21 protein-coding genes are annotated in these 19,904 nt (G+C 69.0%); 11 read left to right on the top strand and 10 right to left on the bottom strand.

All coding sequences use genetic code 11. The annotated features are described in order from the left end of the window. Positions 1–11: 11 nt before the first annotated feature. Positions 12–1,853, bottom strand: a complete 1,842-nt coding sequence (locus tag ACZ6O0_RS35720; protein WP_465769464.1) for an ABC transporter ATP-binding protein — start codon at positions 1,851–1,853, stop codon at positions 12–14. A 139-nt stretch (positions 1,854–1,992) separates the two neighbouring features. Between ACZ6O0_RS35720 and ACZ6O0_RS35715 the strand changes: the two genes are divergently transcribed. Together ACZ6O0_RS35715 and ACZ6O0_RS35710 are read left to right on the top strand one after the other, a co-directional pair. Next, complete coding sequence (locus tag ACZ6O0_RS35715; protein ID WP_465769463.1) at positions 1,993–2,418, top strand: MarR family winged helix-turn-helix transcriptional regulator; 426 nt, start codon at positions 1,993–1,995, stop codon at positions 2,416–2,418. A 62-nt stretch (positions 2,419–2,480) separates the two neighbouring features. Continuing rightward, positions 2,481–2,930, top strand: a complete 450-nt coding sequence (locus ACZ6O0_RS35710) for a hypothetical protein (RefSeq protein ID WP_465769462.1) — start codon at positions 2,481–2,483, stop codon at positions 2,928–2,930. A gap of 28 nt (positions 2,931–2,958) precedes the next feature. Here the strand turns inward: ACZ6O0_RS35710 and ACZ6O0_RS35705 are convergent, their stop codons facing one another. Further along, complete coding sequence (locus tag ACZ6O0_RS35705; protein WP_465769461.1) at positions 2,959–3,621, bottom strand: LuxR C-terminal-related transcriptional regulator; 663 nt, start codon at positions 3,619–3,621, stop codon at positions 2,959–2,961. Further along, on the bottom strand, positions 3,609–5,570 hold the full coding sequence (locus ACZ6O0_RS35700; protein ID WP_465769460.1) for a sensor histidine kinase: 1,962 nt from the start codon (positions 5,568–5,570) through the stop codon (positions 3,609–3,611). Before ACZ6O0_RS35700 ends, ACZ6O0_RS35705 begins: the two co-directional genes overlap by 13 nt. 142 nt (positions 5,571–5,712) lie before the next feature. On the opposite strand from ACZ6O0_RS35700, the gene ACZ6O0_RS35695 reads away from it, so the two are divergent. Continuing rightward, entirely contained in the window at positions 5,713–6,336 is a 624-nt protein-coding gene (locus tag ACZ6O0_RS35695) for a hypothetical protein (RefSeq protein ID WP_465769459.1), read from the top strand. 4 nt (positions 6,337–6,340) lie between these two features. Here the strand turns inward: ACZ6O0_RS35695 and ACZ6O0_RS35690 are convergent, their stop codons facing one another. Further along, positions 6,341–7,252, bottom strand: coding sequence for a 2-dehydropantoate 2-reductase (locus ACZ6O0_RS35690; RefSeq protein WP_465769458.1), 912 nt, complete (start codon positions 7,250–7,252; stop codon positions 6,341–6,343). 55 nt (positions 7,253–7,307) lie between these two features. Between ACZ6O0_RS35690 and ACZ6O0_RS35685 the strand changes: the two genes are divergently transcribed. Genes ACZ6O0_RS35685 through ACZ6O0_RS35675 form a run of 3 tightly spaced genes read left to right on the top strand, consistent with a single transcriptional unit; the run spans position 7,308 to position 9,378 of the window. Continuing rightward, positions 7,308–7,841 (top strand): CGNR zinc finger domain-containing protein, encoded by a 534-nt coding sequence (locus ACZ6O0_RS35685; protein WP_465769457.1) that lies wholly within the window; start codon positions 7,308–7,310, stop codon positions 7,839–7,841. A 53-nt stretch (positions 7,842–7,894) separates the two neighbouring features. Then, on the top strand, positions 7,895–8,428 hold the full coding sequence (locus ACZ6O0_RS35680; protein WP_465769456.1) for a hypothetical protein: 534 nt from the start codon (positions 7,895–7,897) through the stop codon (positions 8,426–8,428). Then, a complete protein-coding gene (locus tag ACZ6O0_RS35675) occupies positions 8,425–9,378 on the top strand; it encodes an alpha/beta hydrolase (protein WP_465769455.1) in 954 nt (317 codons plus the stop codon). Before ACZ6O0_RS35680 ends, ACZ6O0_RS35675 begins: the two co-directional genes overlap by 4 nt. Before the next feature lie 93 nt (positions 9,379–9,471). Here the strand turns inward: ACZ6O0_RS35675 and ACZ6O0_RS35670 are convergent, their stop codons facing one another. Together ACZ6O0_RS35670 and ACZ6O0_RS35665 are read right to left on the bottom strand one after the other, a co-directional pair. Further along, a complete protein-coding gene (locus ACZ6O0_RS35670; protein ID WP_465769454.1) occupies positions 9,472–10,191 on the bottom strand; it encodes a hypothetical protein in 720 nt (239 codons plus the stop codon). A gap of 3 nt (positions 10,192–10,194) precedes the next feature. Next, positions 10,195–11,073 carry a LysR family transcriptional regulator gene (locus ACZ6O0_RS35665; RefSeq protein WP_465769453.1) on the bottom strand — a complete coding sequence of 293 codons (879 nt, stop codon included), beginning with the start codon at positions 11,071–11,073 and terminating at the stop codon, positions 10,195–10,197. Between the two features lie 75 nt (positions 11,074–11,148). On the opposite strand from ACZ6O0_RS35665, the gene ACZ6O0_RS35660 reads away from it, so the two are divergent. Continuing rightward, positions 11,149–11,676, top strand: a complete 528-nt coding sequence (locus ACZ6O0_RS35660) for a dihydrofolate reductase family protein (RefSeq protein ID WP_465769452.1) — start codon at positions 11,149–11,151, stop codon at positions 11,674–11,676. Here the strand turns inward: ACZ6O0_RS35660 and metX are convergent. Next, positions 11,663–12,673: a homoserine O-acetyltransferase MetX gene (gene metX, locus ACZ6O0_RS35655; protein WP_465769451.1), complete on the bottom strand. Its 1,011-nt coding sequence runs from the start codon at positions 12,671–12,673 to the stop codon at positions 11,663–11,665. The two genes, ACZ6O0_RS35660 and metX, sit on opposite strands and share 14 nt — an antisense overlap. A 29-nt stretch (positions 12,674–12,702) precedes the next feature. On the opposite strand from metX, the gene ACZ6O0_RS35650 reads away from it, so the two are divergent. The 4 genes from ACZ6O0_RS35650 (at position 12,703) to ACZ6O0_RS35635 (ending at position 16,423) form a co-directional block, all read left to right on the top strand. Continuing rightward, the gene (locus ACZ6O0_RS35650; RefSeq protein ID WP_465769450.1) at positions 12,703–13,413 is read left to right on the top strand and encodes a 2OG-Fe(II) oxygenase; all 711 of its coding nucleotides are present in this window, start codon (positions 12,703–12,705) and stop codon (positions 13,411–13,413) included. 616 nt (positions 13,414–14,029) lie between these two features. Then, the gene (locus ACZ6O0_RS35645) at positions 14,030–14,698 is read left to right on the top strand and encodes a class I SAM-dependent methyltransferase (RefSeq protein ID WP_465769449.1); all 669 of its coding nucleotides are present in this window, start codon (positions 14,030–14,032) and stop codon (positions 14,696–14,698) included. Between the two features lie 313 nt (positions 14,699–15,011). Next, on the top strand, positions 15,012–15,953 hold the full coding sequence (locus ACZ6O0_RS35640) for a phosphotransferase family protein (protein WP_465769448.1): 942 nt from the start codon (positions 15,012–15,014) through the stop codon (positions 15,951–15,953). A gap of 203 nt (positions 15,954–16,156) precedes the next feature. Continuing rightward, entirely contained in the window at positions 16,157–16,423 is a 267-nt protein-coding gene (locus tag ACZ6O0_RS35635) for a hypothetical protein (protein WP_465769737.1), read from the top strand. A 283-nt stretch (positions 16,424–16,706) separates the two neighbouring features. Here the strand turns inward: ACZ6O0_RS35635 and ACZ6O0_RS35630 are convergent, their stop codons facing one another. Genes ACZ6O0_RS35630 through ACZ6O0_RS35620 form a run of 3 tightly spaced genes read right to left on the bottom strand, consistent with a single transcriptional unit; the run spans position 16,707 to position 19,866 of the window. After that, a complete protein-coding gene (locus tag ACZ6O0_RS35630; protein ID WP_465769447.1) occupies positions 16,707–17,534 on the bottom strand; it encodes a carbohydrate ABC transporter permease in 828 nt (275 codons plus the stop codon). Then, on the bottom strand, positions 17,531–18,487 hold the full coding sequence (locus ACZ6O0_RS35625) for a carbohydrate ABC transporter permease (RefSeq protein ID WP_465769446.1): 957 nt from the start codon (positions 18,485–18,487) through the stop codon (positions 17,531–17,533). The genes ACZ6O0_RS35630 and ACZ6O0_RS35625 overlap by 4 nt, the downstream gene beginning before the upstream one ends. Continuing rightward, positions 18,487–19,866 (bottom strand): extracellular solute-binding protein, encoded by a 1,380-nt coding sequence (locus ACZ6O0_RS35620; RefSeq protein WP_465769445.1) that lies wholly within the window; start codon positions 19,864–19,866, stop codon positions 18,487–18,489. The genes ACZ6O0_RS35625 and ACZ6O0_RS35620 overlap by 1 nt, the downstream gene beginning before the upstream one ends. Positions 19,867–19,904: the final 38 nt, after the last annotated feature.

Here is a 19,904-nt window from a genome sequence, read left to right as displayed (position 1 = left end):
CCATGTCTGGCCTAGGCCGCCTTCTCGAACTGGGTGGCGTAGAGGTCGGCGTACAGGCCGCCGTTGGCGAGGAGTTCGTCGTGGGTGCCGCGTTCGCGGATGCGGCCGTCGTCGAGGACGAGGATGACGTCGGCGTTGCGGACGGTGGACAGCCGGTGCGCGATCACCAGTGAGGTCCGGCCGACGAGGGCGTTGGCGATGGCGGCCTGGACGGCAGCCTCGGACTCGGAGTCCAGGTGAGCGGTGGCCTCGTCGAGGATCACGATCGACGGCGACTTGAGCAGCAACCGCGCGATGGCCAGCCGCTGACGTTCACCACCGGATAACCGGTAGCCGCGGTCGCCGACGACGGTCTCGAGACCATCGGGCAGGCTGCCGACCAGGGTGGCGATCTGCGCGGCTCGGAGTGCCTCGTGCAGTTGCGCGTCGGTCGCTTGCGGGTTGGCGAGCAGCAGGTTGGCGCGGATCGTGTCGTGGTACATGTGCGAGTCCTGCGTGACCACGCCGATCACGTCGCGCAGTGAGCGCTGGGTGACCTCGCGGACGTCGTGGCCGCCGACCAGGACAGCGCCGCCGGTTACGTCGTACATCCGGGAGACCAGCGACGAGAGCGTCGTCTTGCCGGCACCGGACGGGCCGACGACGGCGACCATCTGCCCGGGCTCGACGGTGAAGCTGACGTCCTTGAGGACCTCCTCGCCGGTCTCCGCCGACAGGGTCGCGACCGACTCGAGCGAGGCGAGCGACACCTCCTCGGCGGACGGGTAGTGGAAGGACACGTGGTCGAACTCGATCGACGGCTCGGCCGTGGCCGGCAACTCCTTGGCGTCCTTGCTGTCGGCAACCATCGGCGGGAGGTCGAGCACCTCGAGCACGCGCTCGAAGCTGACCAGCGTGGTCATCACGTCGACCTGGATGTTGGACAGTGCGGTGAGTGGGCCGTACAGGCGGTTCAGGTACGCCGTCAGGGCCACGACCGTACCGATTCCGAGCGTTCCGGCGACCGCGAAGACGCCGCCGACGCCGTACACCAGGGCGACCGCGAGAGCGGCGACGAGGGTGAGGGAGACGCGGAAGATGCTCGCGTACATCGCGGTGGTGACGCCGATGTCGCGGACCCGGGCGGCCTTGCCGGCGAACTCCCGCGACGAGTCCTGCGTCCGGCCGAACACCTTGGCCAGGACGGCGCCGGCGACGTTGAAGCGCTCGGTCATCGTCTGGGCCATCGTCGCGTTCAGCTTGTACGTCTCGGCGGTGGCCTCACGCAACTTTCCGGCCATCAGCCGGGCCGGGATGACGAACAGCGGCAGGACCACGAGGGCGAGCAGGGTGATCTGCCAGGACATCACGAACATCGCGCCGAGGACGAGGGCGACGCTGAGCAGGTTGCTGACGACGTTCGACAGCGTCGAGGTGAAGGCCTGCTGGGCGCCGAGGACGTCGCCGTTCAGGCGCTGGATCAGCGCGCCGGTCTGGGTCCGGCTGAAGAACGCGACCGGCATCTGCTGCACGTGGTCGAACACGGCGGTGCGCAGGTCGTAGACGAGCCCCTCGCCGATCCGCGCGGAGAACCAGCGCTCGGCCAGGGTCACCGCGCTGTTGACGACCGCGAGCAGCCCGATGACGAGGGCCAGCCACACGACGACCTCGGCATCGCCCGGGACGATGCCGCGGTCGATGATCGCGCGGAAGAGCAAGGGGGTGACGGCGCCGGTGCCGGCGTCGAGGGCAACGAGAACGAGGAAGGCGGCCAGATAGCCGCGGTACGGACGGGCGAAGCCGGCGATGCGACGCAGGGTGCCCGCGGAGAGCTTGTGATGACGAACGGAGGAGTCCTTCAGCAGCGACCGCATCGCGCGCCCACCGCCGCCTCCCCCGCCCGGAAGTCCGGAGATCTGTGACATGCAGACCCTTTCAGTCGGGAACCAGATATACTGAGCTTACCTCACTATGAGCTAACCTCACAAGATCCTCAACCACTAGGCTCGGCTCGTGCATGCTCCGGATGACGCCGCGGAACAGATTGCGGCTCTGCTCGACGGGATCGTCCGTCGGCAGCGCCGTGCGTCCAGGGAGGGGCTGGGCGACACCGTCACCCACGGTCAGTTCCGCGTACTCCGCACCCTCGACCGGGCCGAGCGCCCGCTGCGCCTGAGCGAACTCGCCGCCCAACTCGGCATCGTCCCCCGCTCAGCCACCTCGGTCGTCGACGACCTCGAGTCCGCCGGCCTCCTCGCCCGCCAACCCGACCCCGACGACCGCCGCGCCACCCTCGTCACCCTCACCCCGGCCGGCACCCAGATCCTCACCACCCTCCGCGAGAACCGCCGCGAAGCCATGGCCGCCGTCATCACCCGCCTCACCCCCACCGAACAATCCACCCTCATCACCCTCCTCCAACGCCTGGCGGACGACTGATGACGCACAGGCAGTCCGTAAAGAAGCCCGTTCTGACGATTGTTGGGGCGGGGATTGTGGCGGTGGGGTTGGTGGTGAGTGGGTTCTTCATGCTGCAGTTGCTGCGGGGCATGCCGGGGTCGCCGGTGGCGGTGGATGGGCGGCCGGTGGTGTTGGAGCGGGTGGGGTTGACGATCTTCTCGACGGACCGGGACGCGGCGCAGAGTTGTACGGCGAAAGATGCGGGTGGCAACGAGATTGCGTTGGAGGTGCCGGCGCGGCACGAGCAGTGGGATGACGCGGGCGATCTCTACTACGTGGTGGCGCACTCGGTGGAGCGAGTGCCGGCGCAGACCGTGCAAGTGGTGTGCACCGACGAGAACACGCGCTACTTCGTCGGGCAGCGGCAGTCCGCGGACATGTTCGTCGGACCGCTCGTGCGCACGCTCGGGTCCTTCTTCGTCCCGGCTGCGATCGGGGTCGTGCTGATCGTGATCGATCAGGTACGACGCCGGCGCCGCGCTGCCGTCTGAGCACGGCGTCGCGCGGTCACCGACGTCCTCACCGACCTCGGCCTGGAGTAGCCGACGCGCTCAAACAAGCAAGTACGGCGAGTACCCGCCGGTGGCCGTCCTCGGTCTCGGGCAGGGACAGCTTGGTGAACAGGTGCCGCACGTGCGCCTCGACGGTCCGCTCACTGAGGAACAGCCGCTTGGCGATCCCGCCGTTCGTCAGGCCCTCCGCCATCAGCTCGAGCACGTCCCGCTCCCGCTCCGTCAGCGCCGACAACGGATCGCCCGCCCCGCGCCGGGCGACCAGACCGGCCACCACCTGTGGATCCAGCGCCGACCCACCCCGCGCGACCCGCTCGGCCGCGGCGAGGAACTCCCTCACGTCGAGCACGCGATCCTTCAGCAGATACCCGAACCCACCGAGCGACACGAGCTCGACCACATGCTGTGCCTCGACGTGCTGAGACAACAGCAGTACGCCGATCTCCGGATGCGCACTCTTCACCGCTCGAGCCGCCCGAGCACCCTCGTCCCCGAAGTCCGGCGGCATCCGGATGTCCGCCACCACCAGATCCGGACGGTACGCCGTGACCGCGTCGAGCAGCCCGTCCGCGTCGCCGAGGCTCGCCACCACCTCGTGGCCACCGTCGACGAAGAGCATCTTCAGCCCTTCCCGCAGCAGCACCTGGTCCTCGGCGATCACGATCCGCATGGCAGCTCCGCGACGAGCGTCGTACCGGCGCCTGGCCGGCTCTGGACGTGGAAGGTACCGCCGAGCGCCGCGACCCGATCGGCGAGCCCGGTCAGCCCGGTGCCGCGACGGGCGACGGCACCGCCCACCCCGTCGTCCACCACCCGCACCACGAGCCGCTCGCGGTCGTGGACGGCGATCAGATCGACCCGCGTCGCCCCGGCGTGCTTGACCGCATTCGTCAGCCCTTCACAACAAATGAAGTACGCCGCGGCCTCGACGCCGGTGTCGAAACGCTGATCGGGCATGTGCACGGACACGGGCAGCGGAGCGCGGCGCGCGAGTTCCTGACAGGCCGGTGCGAGACCGGCATCCAGCTGCGCGGGCGGCAACCCGTGCGCCAGTTCGCGGAGCTCGCCGATCGCCACCGTCGCCTCGTCGATCGCGCCGTCCAGAGTGGCCCGCACGGCCACCGGCGACGCCGAGCCGAGTTGGTGCTGCGCGTGTCGCAGCGCGAGGCCGATGGACACCAGCCGCTGCTGCGCGCCGTCGTGCAGATCGCGCTCGATCCGGCGGCGTTCGGCGTGCCCGGCGGCGACGATGCGTGCGCGGGACGCCTTGACCTCAACCAGCTGGACGTTGAGCTCGGCGCGCAGCCGAGCGATCTCGACCGCGAGTCCACCGTCCTCGACCACCTTCCGCAGCAGGTCGGGTCCGATCTCTCCGATCCGGTCGTGCAGGACCACGCCGATCGGCTGGTCGCCGCGCTCGATCGCGATCCGGTGCCGGCCGTCGGTGTCGGCGCGAGTCCGGCCGGCCAGGTCGACGTACCGACGGCTCTCCGGGAGGAAGACGAGCAGGTCGAGACCGGGATCGCCGAGGATCTCGCGGAGGACGGTCTGGACGTCCTCGGGTGGGCGGCGACCGGCACGGACGTCGTCGAGGAAGCCGGCCATCCGGTGCAGAGCGTCGTACCGCGCCCGGTTGAAGCGGCGGTCGACGGTGTCCTGGATCCGTCCGCGCAGGGGACGGAAGAGTACGGCGCAGACCAGCGTCGCCACGGCCGCGGTCCAGGCCGAGCCCCGGCCCAGAAAGGCGCCGACGGCAACAGTCATGGCGGCGTACGCGAAGATCAGCAAGACGGTGAGGCTCGCGTACGCGACGGTCCGGCTGATGAAGAGGTCGATGTCGTACAGCCGGTAGCGCAGGATCGCGGCCCCGGCAGCCAGCGGCAGTGCGGAGAGTGCGAGCGCGGCGATGACACCGGCCGCCGGCGTGACGTACCAGAGGAAGAAACTCGTCGGCAGGGCTACAGCTGCGATGGCCGCGGCGAGCACGAACCACTTGAGCTGCTGCCGCTCCAGTCCGGTCGACCGATGGAAGCGGAGGGCGAGCGAGCCGACGGCACCGATCAGCGCGCCGAGGAAGAGCGTCATCCCGATCGCGACGAGGACGCCGGTCGGCAGCGACTCCACCGCCAGCGGGTTGCGGCCGCTGCTGAAGTCACCACCGCGATCCGGTCTCAGCGCCCAGGCGACCATGCTGATCACCAGGCCGATCGCGCCGATCCACGGCAACGGCCGCCATCGCGGACCGGGGAGATGGCCGGTCGGGAAGAGCAGGAACGTGAGCGTCCAGCCGTAGCCGCTGGGCAACCAGCTGACGGTGGCGATCACCTCCGCGGCCGGGCCCCCGGCCCAGCCTTCGGCGGCGGCCCGGAGTCCCCATCCCTGGGCCAGGTCCGCGGCGACGGCGTTGAGCAGTCCGAATCCGCAGAACAGCCAGCCGATCGCGTTCTCCGGCCGGCGCCGGATGATCAGCGCGCCCGCGCCGACGGACGCGAGGTTGAACAGGCCGTAGAGAAGCGTGTCGTAGACGGGCTCCAGCCGCCACGACAGGGCGACCGCGGCGATCACCGCGAGTACGGTCGCTCCGAACAGCAAGGCCGGTACCGGCCGACGGCCACCCACGCCCTCATCGTGGCAGCGCCCGGCGGTCCCGCCAACAGTGCTGGTACTTACGCGGATCCGCGCGTCAAAGGGCGTACTGGCGCCGATGCGCCGGGCCACCGCCGAAACCTAGCTTCGAAGCAGTCTTCGAAAGGTGGGAATCATGAACCGCAAGTTTGCCGTCCTCGGCCTGGTGGGAGCCGTCCTGACGACATTGTCCGCCGTCGCCGTCGCCGCGCTGATCAAGCCCACGTCCGACGTGTCCGACGAGATGTGGAGCTACCCGTTGACCGCCGACGCCTTCGTCCCGGTCTCGATCCTGTACGCCGTGTTCCATCTCCTCGTCCTGGTCGGCATGCTCGCCGTCGTCGCCGCCATGGGCAGCAACCGGGCCGGCCGGATCGGAGCGATGCTCGCGACCGCGGGCACGCTCGTGCTGTTCCTCGCCGAGTTCGCGTCGATCCCGATCGCCGACCAGCGTCTGGACGACACCGGCCCGCAGGTCGTCGGCGCGATCTTCGGACTCGGGGTCGCGCTCACCGCGATCGGGCTGCTCGTCGCCGGCGTGGCGGTCCTGCGCTCCGGCCAGTGGGACGGCTGGCGTCGGTACGCGCCACTGGGCGCCGGCATCTGGTCCCTGGTGATGATCGGCCTGAGCATGACCAGCGCCCTGCCGATCGGCGTCGCGATCTACGGCGTCACCCTGTTCGTCCTGTTCGCGGCCGTCTACCCGCGGGACACGGCGACCTCGACCGAGACCCGTCTCCGCGCCCGCGTCGACCACTGACGGATCAGCTGGCGGCTGCTCGCGCGGCCGCCAGCTCGTAAAGGAACGTATTGACCGGCGTCGGGACACCTGCCTCGCCACCAAGGCGGACCACCGCGCCGGTCCACGCGTCCAGCTCGGAAGGGCGACCGGCGATCAGGTCCCGTTGGAGTGAGGTCGTCCCGTCGGCGGGCAGCTGGTCGATCCAGGCAAGCGTCCGCGGTACGACGTCCTCTGCGAGAGCGATCCCTCGGGCGAGGGCCACGTCCCGGATCTCGGTGGTCGCCTCGGTGAGGAGCCGGCGCGTTCCGGGCCTCGAGCGGAGTACGCCGTACCCGACGCCGCTCGCGGCTCCGAGACCACCGCTCGGGACGACCGACAGGAACTTGGTCCACAGCGCCGACCAGATGTCGTCCGGGACAGCCGCTTCCAGACCCGCATCGACGAAGGCCTCACGCAGCCGCTCGGTGCGGTCCGTCGGCTGGTTGTCCCACTCGGCGAAGCTCAGCTTGCCGTTGCCGAGATGACGGATGATCCCCGGACCATCGACGTACGCGATCACCTCCGCCGCGCCGGGCAGGACGGCCGCGCGGCCGTAGACCTCAGCCACCTGTTCCGGCGCCTCGACGCCGTTCTGCACCGTGACGATCGCCGTACTCGCGCCGACCAGCGGAGCCATCGTGGTGATCACCTCGGGCAGCTGCCACGTCTTCACTCCGACGAGCACGTAGTCCGCAGCACCGAGCTCGGCCGGGTCGGCGGTCGCCCGCACCGGGAGCTCCAGGTCACCGGCTGGACTCCGCACGATCAGCCCCTGGGACCGCAGCGCCTCCAGGTGCTTGCCGCGCGCAACGAAGCTGACGTCCTGCCCGGCCGCGGCCAGCCGGGCCCCGAAGTACCCGCCCACGCCCCCCGCGCCGATGATCGCGATCTTCACAGCCCACTCCTCGGTTACCGGTTTGTCTGGTAACAGCGATGATAGACTACCGGTCATGACGACGCGCTTCACCTGGGTCGGCGGCCGGCCGTCGGTCGACTTCACCGCGACCCTCGGCAAGCGGCGGCAGACCCCGTTCGAGCGGCTCCCGGCCGCGGCCGACCTGAGCCGCTGGTTCCGCGACGCCAAGGTCGCGGACGACTCGGTGCCGGTCTCGGCACGGACGTTCACCCAGGCCGTCGCTCTCCGCGAAGCCCTCTACCGCCTCTTCACGGGTACGACGCTCGCCGCCGACGTCGACCTGGTGAACCGGTGGAGCGCCCGCCCGGTCCCCGGTCCGCGCCTGACCCACGACCTCCGCGCCGAGAGCACGACGACCGACGCGGCTGCCCTCCTCAGCGTGCTGGCACGCGACGCGGTCGATCTGCTGACCGGACCCCTCGCGGACCGGATCCGGACGTGCGCCGCCGACGACTGCTCGCTGCTCTTCGTCGACGAGAGCCGGGCCGGCCGCCGCCGTTGGTGCTCCATGAATGCGTGCGGCGCCCGGGCCAAGATGGCGCACTACCGCGCGACCCGGGTGGATTGAGGACATTCTTCAATCCACCGCGGCTGCGACGCGGGAGCTGATTGATTCGGGACATGCGTACACCGATGACTTCTCCGGTCGAGGCGGCCCGCTTGATCCGGGCCGACCAGGAGCTTCTGTTGAGCCGTGTCGATGGACGGACCGAGGCCGAGCTGCGAGCGCCGTACCGGGTGACCGCCGGGCCGCTCGGCGACTTCTGCGACTCCTTGCACGACCTGACCGCGCACATTCTGATGTGGGACGAGATCACCCTCGCCGTCCTCCGCGACGCCAAGGCGGGACGTCCGCACTGGAGCCTCGACCCGCGCTGGGAGACCGCCGAGATCGGGCGCGCCCTCAACGTCGGCGGGGTCGAGGCCGGCCGTCACATCCCATCCGATCTGCTCCGCCAGCGGTTCGACAGCGTCGGCGCGGCGCTCATCGCGGAGATCGAGCAGTACGACGAGAAGTCGTGGGCGGACCCGTCCACCGGCGGCGGGTTCGACGGCGGCATCGGCGCGCTGGCCGAGTACGTCTCCACACCACCGGACGGCGTCGTCTTCGGCCACGCGGCCCGCCACCTCCAGCCCGCGCCGGTGACCGCATGATGACCGAGACGGTCGACAGCCCGGAGTTCGAGGCCGAGACCGACGCCCTCCTGAAACACTTCGCGAACCAGCCGGAGGGACCGGACCTGGACCCCTATCAGGCCCTGCTGCTGGACCGCGAAGAGCTCCCCGACCCCGAGCTGGCCGGTGAGCGTGACCCCCGCACCCGCGTCGACGACCTCGCCATCGACCTGCCCGGCCGCACCCTGCAGGCTCGGGTCTACCGCATCAACCACGAGCCCCGGCCGATCGTGCTGTGGTTGCACGGCGGCGGCTTCATCGGCGGCGACCTCCGCGACATCGAGTCCGCGACATCCGGGATCGCTGCCGCGGGCAACGTCATCGTTGTCTCACTCAACTATCGCCTCGCACCCGAGAACCCTTATCCAGCAGGGCTTCACGACGTCCACGACACGCTCGACTGGTTGCGTGAACACGCTGCCGAGGTGAACGGCGACGGCCGGATCGCGGTCGGCGGGCAGAGCGCGGGCGCCGCGCTCGCCACCGGCGCCTGTCTGCTGGCGCGAGACGCGGGTACGGCGCTGCCGGACCGCCAGATCCTCTGCTACCCGAGCCTCGACCTCGACCAGGACACCGAGTCGTACCGGCTGTTCGACGGCACGTTCCTCAGCATCGCGCCGGGTCGGTGGTCCGATGCGCAGTACTTCCCGGACGGCGAACTTCCCGCTGCGGCCGTGCCACTCAGGGCCGGCACTCTCGCCGGTCTCCCGCCCGCGTTGATCCTCGCGGCCGGGCGTGATCCGCTGCGCGACGACGCCCGTAGCTATGCCGGTCGGCTCGCGCAGGACGGCGTACCGTCGCGGCTGGTCGAGTACGCCGGGACGATGCACGCGTTCCTCAACTTCCCGGCCGTCCTCTCCGCCGGGCGGCACGCGGTCGAGCTGATCGGAGCGGATCTGCGCGCAGTGTTCAGTGCACGCCGCGCATGAGCCGGCGGATCGGCCGGGACGCCAGCCCAGCGCAGACAGGCAGAACAGCGCAACCATCTGGGTGCGGAACCGCTGCAGCGCGAGTTGGCGGATTCAGGTGGTGCGGGGGATGAAGAACCTGGCCGGGTCGCCGGCGGCCCGGGCGCCGGACGCGATCCAGGCCGCGAACGCTTCGGGCCGGCGCCGCTCGAGCTCGTCGAGGAACGCGCGACGGACGTCGGCCATCACCACCCGTCGCTCGAGCCTGGTCGCCACCTGCAGCTGGCGGAAACTGCGCCGCCAGGCCAGACAGAGCTCCGCGTCGGTCAGTTCACCCAGAGTCTGCCGTACTGCGAACAGATATGGACGGACCGGAATGTCGATGGGCGGCAGCTGCGGCGAGTCGGGACGAATCCGGCTGGCCTGCGACTTGACCGATCGCCGTCGGCCGCCACGTTTCGCGGGATCGGCCGGTTCGGCGGCGTCGGCCGGCAGGAGGTGAGCGACGACGGGCGGGGACGAGGCGACGATCAGCCCCAGCAGGATGAGCGTGTCCACTCCCGCGGCGGCGACGTACCCGCTGATCGCGAGCACCGTCAGAGCGCCGAGACCGGCCCAGCGGGCCATGGAGTAGACCAGCTGGGCGGCCGGCTGCTCACGCACCAAGCCCACGCTGAGGCAGATCGATGCAGACAGGAAGGCGGCGACCGAGAAGGAGATCAGGTTCGTCGTCACGCTGATGAAGATCAGCGCGGCCGCCAGTCCGAGGACCGCCAGCAGCCCTACAGATGTCTTCCAGATTCGGTTGTACTGCGATTTGATGCGCTCCCGCATGCGCTACCAGTGCCCATCAGCCGCGCTCTCAACACAAGCTCGCAGCGCCTCGATGAACGCGGTGGTGGCCGGCGGATCCGGAGGTTCGCCGTACGTGGCGAGATAGATCCGGCGGCGGATCGGCAGCTCGGTGGTCCGCACTCCCTCCAGGTGATGTGACCGCAGCGCCAGGCCGGGCATGGTCGTGACGCCGAGACCGGCCGCGACGAAGGCCTGCTTCACGATGATGTCGTCGCTGGTGTACGCGATGGCCGGGGTGAACCCGGCGTCCGCGCAGTGCCGGAGCAGCTCTTGCCGACAGTTCACGCATCCGGCGATCCACGCCGAGTCGCGATGGTCGGCGAGAGTTTCTCCGGTACGCCGACTCAGCAGGTGCACCAGGTCGTCACGAAGGTAGGTATACCGGAGGCCGTCGGCCGGGACGTCGTCGTCGTACCGGAACAGGATGGCCAGGTCGATCTCGCCCTCGCGCAGGGCCCGGGTCGCGACGTTCGGATGGAGATCGGCCAGCTCGAGCTCAAGGTTCGGATGGTCCCGGCGCAGTTCGGCGGCGGCCGGCGGCACCAGGACGCTCAACGCCGAGCTGAACGCACCGACCCGGACCCGGCCGGACCGCAGACCGACCAGCGAGGCGAGCTCGGCGTCGGCCGCGTCGACCCGGCCGATGATCTCGACGGCCCGACGCGCCAGCACCTCCCCCTCAGGCGTGAGCCGGATGCCCCGCCCGGCGCGCTGGACCAGCTTCGCGCCGGTCTCGGCCTCCAGGCGGGCGAGATGATGACTGACGGTGGGCTGCGTGTAGTGCAGGGCCTCGGCCGCCGAAGTCACCGACCCCTGCGCGGCGACCGCCGCCAGCACCCGCAGCCGAACGAGATCAAGCATGCATCGATGCTATCTATGCTTCCACCCGCTGATTGGCATTAGACGCATAGATCTTCCGCGGGCACCGTGGTGACCATGACCGGCACAGTGATCTGGCACATGACCATGTCCCTCGACGGCTTCATCGCCGACCGGGACGACCACCTCGACTGGATGTTCGCCGCCGAAGGCAGTCCGAGCGACCTCGGCGCCGAGGTGATCCGGACCACGGGCGCGTTCCTGTGCGGCGGCCGGCTCGTGGAGGCCGTCGGCGAGAACCGGCCGTACGGCGGTGCCTGGACCGGGCCGATCCTGATCTACACACACAAAGACCCGGCGACCAACCCGATCCCCGAGTTCACCTACGTGTCCGGGGACATCCGCGATGTCGTGGCCCGCGGCTTGAAGGAGGCCGACGGCAAGAACGTCGTCGTCACGGGCGGCGCGGTGCCTCGGCTGGCCCTGGAAGCGGGACTGGTCGACCAGATCGTCCTGCACATCGTCCCGGTCTTGCTCGGCGAAGGCGTCCGCTTCTACGACAGTCCGGGCGTCGAGCCGACCAAGCTCGAAGTCCTGACGGCCGAGGGCATGAACTTCCGCTTGGACGTCGTCAAGACGAGCTGACCCGAGCGAGTGACCTGGCGATCAACTCGCCCACTTGCTCGAGCTCGATCAGGAAGCCGTCGTGGCCGTACGGCGAGGTGATCGTGTGGACGCCGTCGGCCGGTGGGTAGGCGGCGACCAGTTCGGCGGACAGCGACGGCGGGTAGAGACGGTCGGAGTCGACGACGGCGACCACGAGGCGGGACTTCAACCGGGCCAACGTGGTGGCGAGGTCACCGCGGCCGCGGGTGATGTCGTGGGAGTTCATCGCGCGCGTCAGGACGACGTACGAGCCGGGGTCGAAGCGGCGGGTGAGCTTGTCGGCGTGGTGGTCGAGGTACGACTCGACGGCGTACCGTCCGCCGGCGGCCGGATCCTCGCCGGGCTGCGCGTCGCGGCCGAACCGGGCGGCCAGCTCGTACTCCGATCGGTAGGTCACGTGCGCGATCCGACGGGGGATGCCGAGCCCGGCGACTGGGGAGCGGCCGGTGCCGTAGTAGTCGCCGCCCTGCCAGTCCGGGTCCGCCGTGATCGCCGCGAGCTGCGGTGCGCACCAGGCGATCTGGTCCGCCGACGCGTAACCGGTGGACGCGAGGACGATCGCCGTACCGACCCGGTCGGGGAACATCAGCGGCCACTCGAGCGCCCGCATGCCACCCATCGACCCGCCGATCACCGCGGCCCACCGATCGATGCCCAAGGCATCGGTCAGCGCGGCTTCGGCGGTGACCTGGTCCCGGACCGTGATCGCCGGGAACCTGCTCCCCCACGGCCGCCCGTCCGCCGCGTCGGCGGCCGGGCCGGTGGTCCCCTGGCAACCACCGAGGACGTTCGCGGCGACGCCGTACCAGTCGGCCGGATCGAGGTAGCGGGTCAGCCCGTCCCACCACCCCGGCGTCGGCTGCCCGGGACCCGCCGGCCCGACCACATGCGCGTCACCCGTGAGCGCATGAGAGATCAGTACGGCGTTGTCCCGGGCAACGTTCAGCCGGCCCCACGTCTCGCTGGATGGACTCACACGCCGGCGGCCTGTCGCGTTCCATGGGTATGGACAGCTATGCGCAACGAGTGGACAAAGCCGACTGGGACGCCGTGACCGCCGAGGTGAACCAACTCGGCTGCGCACTCCTGCCCCGTCTCCTGACTCCCGCGGAGTCGGCGCGGATCGCCGGCCTGTACGACGAGGTCGAGCACTTCCGGGCCACGATCGACATGGCGCGGCACCGGTTCGGCGAGGGCCAGTACCGGTACTTCGACCGGCCGTTCCCCGAACCCGTCGAGGCGCTACGCCAGGCGCTCTACCCGCGATTGTTGCCGATAGCACGCGATTGGTACGCCAAACTCGGCCGGGAGGCGGAGTGGCCCGACACCCTCGACGAATGGCTCGAGATCTGCCACCGCGCCGGCCAGCCCCGCCCGACCCCGATCCTCCTGCGCTACGGCCCCGGCAACTGGAACGCCCTGCACCGCGACCTGTACGGCGACAAGGTCTTCCCCCTGCAGGTCGTCATCAACCTCAACGACCCCGGCGTCGACCACACCGGCGGCGAGTTCCTCCTCGTCGAACAACGCCCCCGAGCCCAGTCCCGCGGCACCGCAACCCTCATCCCCCAAGGCCACGGCCTCCTCTTCACCACCCGGGACCGCCCCGTCCCCTCAACCCGAGGCTGGTCCGCCTCCCCCGTCCGCCACGGCGTCTCCCCGATCCGCACCGGCCAACGCCACACCTTGGGCCTCGTCTTCCACGACGCCAAGTAGAAGGACACGGCCTCCGGCCGCGGCTGACCTTCGGCCACCTCCGGTGGCGTCGCCCACTCGTGTCGGGAGGTGCTACACCCGGCGAACGCAGTGCAACACCCGACCACGAACGCAGAGGACACGGCCTTCGGCCGCGACTGCCTTCCGGCCGCCTCCGGCGGCGCGCCCACCCGTGTCCCGGAGAACCGCACTCCGCGAGCGCAGCGCAGCCGCGCGACCACAGGTAGGAAGGACACGGCCCACGGCCGCGAGTACCCTATGGCCACCTTCGGTGGCGTCGCCCACACGTAATGACAACTGCTGCACTCGGCGAACGCACTGCAGCACCGACCACGAACGCAAAGGACACGGCCTTCGGCCGCGGCTGACCTTCGGTGGCGGCGTCCACATGTGATGGGAGCTACTACAGCCGGCGAACGCAGTCCCCGCACCTGACGACGAACCGTCGAGCACACCACCTCCGGAGACGACTGTTCGCTCAACCGCCTCCGCTGGCGGTCGTCCACGGTGGCATGGGGTGCGATGGCCAAGGCCTGCAAAGCAGCACCGAGCACGAGCGCAAGCAACACGGCCTCCCGGGCCGGGCTCGGTGAGGTTGGCGGCCTATTGTTGGCGGGTGCGCGCACAGGATATTGACCGCCCTGCTGATCTCGATGTGGTCCGTGAGTCCTATGACCGGGTCGCCGACAACTACGCCGACATGGTGGTGACGACGGGAATGGGCGACATCCGTCGCCATCCATGGCTCAAGGCGTCGATCGATGCCTTCGCCGACTCCGTGGGCGACCTCGGGCCTGTCCTCGACGTCGGCTGCGGACCCGGTACGGTGACCGCCTACCTCGCCGAACGCGGACTCGACGTGTCCGGAGTCGACCTCTCACCCCGCATGATCGAGAACGCGCGCCGCCTGCATCCGGAATGCCGCTTCAGCGTCGCCTCAGCCACCGACCTCGTCCTCGAAGATGCGTCGTTCGGCGGCCTACTCGGGTGGTGGTCGCTCTTCAACCTCCCGCGCGAGGTCCTTCCCCAGGTCCTCGCCTCGTTCGCACGCGCCCTCAAGCCAGGCGGATACTTCATCACCGGCACCCACGTCGGCGACGAAGACGCGCTGCGCACCGAGGCGTACGGCGGTGTCGCCGTTCGCTGGACCACCCACAAGTGGCGACCGGAACAACTCGTAGACCTGATCGAGCAGACCGGTCTCGACACGGTCGCCGAACTCCGGCTCCCCGCCGACGAGTTCAGCGGCCCAGGCGTAGTCGTTATGGCCAAGCGTCCCGCCTGAGCACCAAGTACCGCAGGCGGCACGAGGTCTCGCGGCGGAGGTGCCGCTCTGTTCGCGTTCGAAGGCGATCCGGGCCAGGCCTGACCAACTGCGGCTCCTGGTCTCGTGCTGACCAACCCCGGCAGCATCGCTCCGATCCGCTCGCTCGGTCCGGAGGTTACCTGGGCGCCGTTCGGTAGAAATGGTGTGCCGTGGGTGCAGCCAGCCGAGTAGCCTCGGCGCTGATGAGGATCGCGAGATCGCCCCGCGACCTGCTGGATCGTGTCTCGGGGTTATGCGTCGCATCGGTGGGACCTGCCAGAAAGGTCTGGCCGTGAGGTGGCTGGACGAGGGGTCGCCCGCGGCGGTCGCCGAGGCGTTGAAGCAGGTCGCGCCCGCGCTGGGCGACTATCCGATCGTGCTTCGCGAATCGCTGGGCGAGGACGACCCGTTGTGGTGGTCGGCGACCGCGATCGTCGGTGAGCGGTTCGTGGCGAAGTATGCGTGGTCGGCTCCTGCCGCGCTCCGGCTCGCGCACGAGCTCGCCATCTTGGACGTACTGGCGCGCGAGCCGGCGATCCCGTACTTGCCGGAGGTTGTTGCCAGCAGCACCGATCCGCTGCTCTTGGTGACCAGGCTGGTGCCGGGACAGGCCTTGTTCGATGTCGTCGACTCGCTCGACCGGGATCTGGTTGGTCGCCAGCTCGCCCACTTCCTGGGCGAGCTGCACAGTTCGGCGACCCGGACCCGCGTCGAGGCCGTCGTCGGTGAGCTTCAGCCTGCGGCGCTGCAGCCAGCCACGACCGATACGTTGCGCGAACAGTTCCCGAAGTGGGCTCGTCCGGAGCAACGTCGCGCTGTCCTGCGGTGGTGTGACTGGGCGGACGACGTACTCGCGACGCCGCGCGAGACCGTGCTGGTACACGCCGATCTCCATGGCGGCAACCAGGTCTGGGACGGCGAGCACCTCCGCGTAGTCGTCGACTTCGAAACCGCCGGCCTCGCGGAGCCCGAGTACGACCTGCGCACCTTCCCCGGTACGGGACCCGGGGTCGAGTTGCTGACCGCCACCATGCACCACTACAGGCAGCTCACCGGTCGCCAACTCGCAACCGATCGCGTCATGGCCTGGCACCTACGCACGGCCCTCGGCGACGCACTTTGGCGCAGCGAAGCCGGCGTCCCCCTACCGGACCACCGAACACCGCACGCCTGGGTCGATGACCTGGCCGGCCGATTCACCGCCCTGGGAATCGACCCCGCCGCGCCACGCTGAACGCATGAATGCGAGCCGATGACCGCCCTTCCACCTACGACGGGGCGGCCGTGCCTGTCTCGCTGCGTAAGCTGTTGGCTCGTGTTCCTGTCGGTGACGTCAACCTGCGCACTGACGGTTGCCCGTTCGATCCGAAGGACTGAGCTGTGCCTGACCGACCTGAGATTGTGTGCATCTGCGGCTCTACCCGGTTCGTGGACGAGATGCGCGCGGCGAACCGCGACTTGACCTTTGCGGGCGTCATCGTCGTCGCGCCAGGCGTCTTCTTGCGCGCCGAGGATCACGAGGCAAACGAGGTCATCACCAACGAGCAGAAGTCCGCGTTGGGCGCCCTCCACCTGCGCAAGATCGACCTGGCTGACCGCGTTCTGGTCGTCAACCCCGGCGGATACATCGGCGAGTCCACGAGCAGGGAGATTGCCTACGCCCGCGCCACCGGCAAGCCGATCTCGTTCACCGATCCCGCCTGACCAGTCGACGCTTCGTAGTGCGCGGGCAACGAGTCCCGGTCAGTCACCTACCGTGTTGCTAGAGGGTCTTTGATGTCGTCGGGGCGCAGCCTTGTGCTCGTGCCGCGTGACGTCACCAGTGCACGGACTGCTACCGGAGATGGTGTCCATTCCATGGATCACCACATGGCACTCGCCGACCGCGGTGCGCGTGTCACCACTACGCGGACCGCGCCGAAGGCGCCAAAGGAACAGTCGCCGCCGAAGGCGGTGTCCTTTCGCCGAAGGGGGGTGGTGTTGCGGGCTAGCCCTTGACGCCGGTGAGGGTTACGCCTTCTACGAAGTAGCGCTGGAGGACGAAGAAGATGAGGATGATGGGGAGGATGACGACCAGGGACGCGGCCATCAGGAAGCCCCATTGGGCTGTGTAGGTGGATTGGAAGCCAGCGAGGCCTAGGGCGAGCGTGAACTTGCTGTCGTCGGTGAGGTAGAGGAGCGGGCCGAGGAAGTCGTTCCAGACGCCGATGAAGGTGAAGATCACGACGACGACGATGACCGGTTTCGAGAGCGGCATGATGACGCCCCAGAAGACTTTCCACGGGGTTGCGCCGTCGATGTAGGCCGCCTCGTCGAGCTCGTACGGGATGGTCAGGAAGAACTGGCGGAACAGGAAGATGTTGAACACCCCGCCGCCGGCGCCGGCGAACCAGGCGGGGACGGTCAGCGGGACGAAGGTGTCGAGCGCCCCGACCGAGCCCCACATCACGAAGGTGGGGATCAGCGTCACGGCGTACGGGAGCATCACGCCGGTGAGGAGCAGGCCGAAGATCAGGTTGCGGCCGCGCCATCGGAGCCGGGAGAAGGCGAACGCCGCGAGCGCGCAGGTCAGCACGGTCCCGGTGACGACCAGCACCTCGATGATCATCGTGTTCAGGAAGTAGCGCGCGAACGGCTGTGAACTGAGTGCCCCACTGAAGTTCGACCACGCGAACGGGCGAGGGATCCATTGCGGCGGCGAGATGAAGATCTGGTTGTCGTCCATCAGCGCGCTGCGTACGAGCCACGCGAACGGCATGATCATCAACAGCCCGCCCGCGGCCAGCAACACCCAGACTCCGGTACGGCGAATCACCGCGCTGCTCCCATCTCGTAGTAGACCCATCGCCGCGCGTTCCGGAACAGCAGCACGGTGACGACCAGGACGACGACGAACAGCACCCACGCGAGTGCGCTCGCGTACCCGATCTCGCTGTCGGTGAACGCCTTCGTGTAGAGGTAGTAGATGTAGAACTCGGTCGCGTTGTTCGGCCCGCCCTGCGTCATGATGTACGCCTGGTTGAACACCTGGAACGTGCCGATCACCCCGGTGACGAGGTTGTAGAAGATCACCGGCGTCATGAACGGCAGCGTCACGTGCCGGAACCGGGCCCACGTCCCGCCGCCGTCGATCGCGACCGCCTCGTACAGCTGCCGCGGAACACCCTGCAACCCGGCCAGGAAGATCACCATCGTGTTGCCGAAACCCCAGACACTCATGAGGATCAGCGACGGTACGGCGCTCCGTTCGCCGTAGATCCAGGTCGACGTCGGCAGCCCGCCTTGCCGGAGCAGGCTGTTCAGCAACCCGAAGTCGGGGTTGAAGATCCAGATCCACAGCACCGAACTCGCCACCGCGGGTACGAGCGTCGGCAGGTAGTAGATCGTCCGCCAGGCCGAGCGGCCGCGGACTCCCTGGTTGACCAGGATCGCCACCGCGAACCCGACCAGCAGTGTGAGCGGGACGACGCCGAGCGTGTAGTAGGTGGTGACGTTCAACGACTTCCAGAACAGGTGGTCGTGCGCCAGCCGGTCATAGTTGCCGAGGCCAACGAATCGGGCCGGCGCCCCGATCCGCCAGTCCGTCAGGCTGAAGAACAGCGACGCCACCATCGGCCCGATCGTGAAGATCAGGAAGCCCAGGATCGCCGGCATCGCCAGCAGCAGTCCCCAGCGGGCCTCCGACCGGCCGAGCCGTTCCCGCCGGCCCGGCCGGGCCGGCACGCTCTGCTGCGACGGCATCGTCTCCGTCTGGGTCGCTGTGCTCATCAGCTGCCGTTGACCGGGTAGGTGCCTCGCAGCAGGCCGCCGTTCAACTTGGCGGCCAAGGGCTTGAGCACCTCCGCGGCCGGGGTCTTGCCCTGCTGGATGACCTGGATGGCCGGGGTCAGCACCTTGTCGATGGCCTCGATGTTGCGCAGCTTCTGGTAGAAGTACGGCGCCGAGTTGTTCATCGTGTAGTCGACCGCCGCGGTCCGGTACTCCGGCGGGTGCGCGTCGTTCTTGGTCCAGACATCGATGTCCTTCTGGTCGGTGTAGTACCGCTTCTCGAGCGGCATCCACAGCCCGGAGCTGAACAGATCGACCTTGGTCGGGTTGTCGTGGAACAGGTAGAGCTCGACCGCCTCCTGTTCGTGCTTGGTCGACGAGAAGATCGCGGTCGCACCGCCGAGCGTGATCGTCATCGGCTTGCCGTACGACGGCAGCACGCCCATCCCGAAGTCGAGTTTGCCCTGACTCAGATCCAGCAAGGTCCACTGGCCGTCGATCACCATGGCGACCCGGCGGGTCTTCAACTGCACCGTCGTACTCGGCGCGTTGTTGCCCAGTTGGGCGGGAGTCGGCGCGACCCGGTGCTTGTACATCAAGTCGGCCAGGTCCTGGAACACCCCGATCGCCTCAGGTGTGTCCAGCATGGACTTGCGCGCGGTCTCGTCGGTGAAGTCGATCCCCCGGCTGAGCAGGAGCGGCTGGTATACCGTCGGCCCGAGGCCGGCGGACACGCCGTACTGCCGGATGCGCTTCGGGTCGAAGCCCGGCTCGTCCGGGTGCTTGCCGTTCTGGTCGAGCGTGAGCTTGTAGGCGTTCTGTACGAACGTGTCCCACGACCAGGCCTTGTCCGCCGAGGCCGGCGGGGTCTCCACGCCCGCATCGGACAGCGCCGGCTTGCTGTACCAGAGCGCCATGATCTCGTTCGCGCTCTGGGTCCCGTAGGTCTTGCCCTTGTCCCACCAGAAGTAGGTGCCGGGCAACCGGTTCGCGAGGTCCGGGTACTTGTCGAAGTACGGGTAGAGGTTGACGAGCTTGCCCTGCTCGGCCAGGCGGTATCCCATCGGGCTCTGCATGTAGCAGAGATCGGGCTGGCGGTTGCTGGCGACCAGTGCGTTCAGCTTGGTGTCGTAGTCGGCCGGGGTGAAGACCGGCTTGACCGTGACACCGGATTTCTCCTGCTCGAAGGCCTTGAGCATGCTCGCGATCGCCTTCTGCTCGGCGGTCGACCCCCAGAACATGAACTGCAGCTGCTTGGCCCCGCCACCGGAGCCGGCACCGCTGTCCCCCAGAGACTTTCCGCTGCACCCGGCCAGGCCGGCGAGCGTGGCCAGGCCACCGAGCTGCAGCACGCGGCGGCGGCCGATTGTTGCTGACATGAACCCTCCTCGGGCGATCGAATGTCACCGAAACACCA

This window comes from Kribbella sp. NPDC048837, from assembly GCF_055586945.1.
The sequence above is the reverse complement of the archived record's forward strand: the minus strand, read 5'-3'. Positions and strand labels throughout refer to the sequence as shown.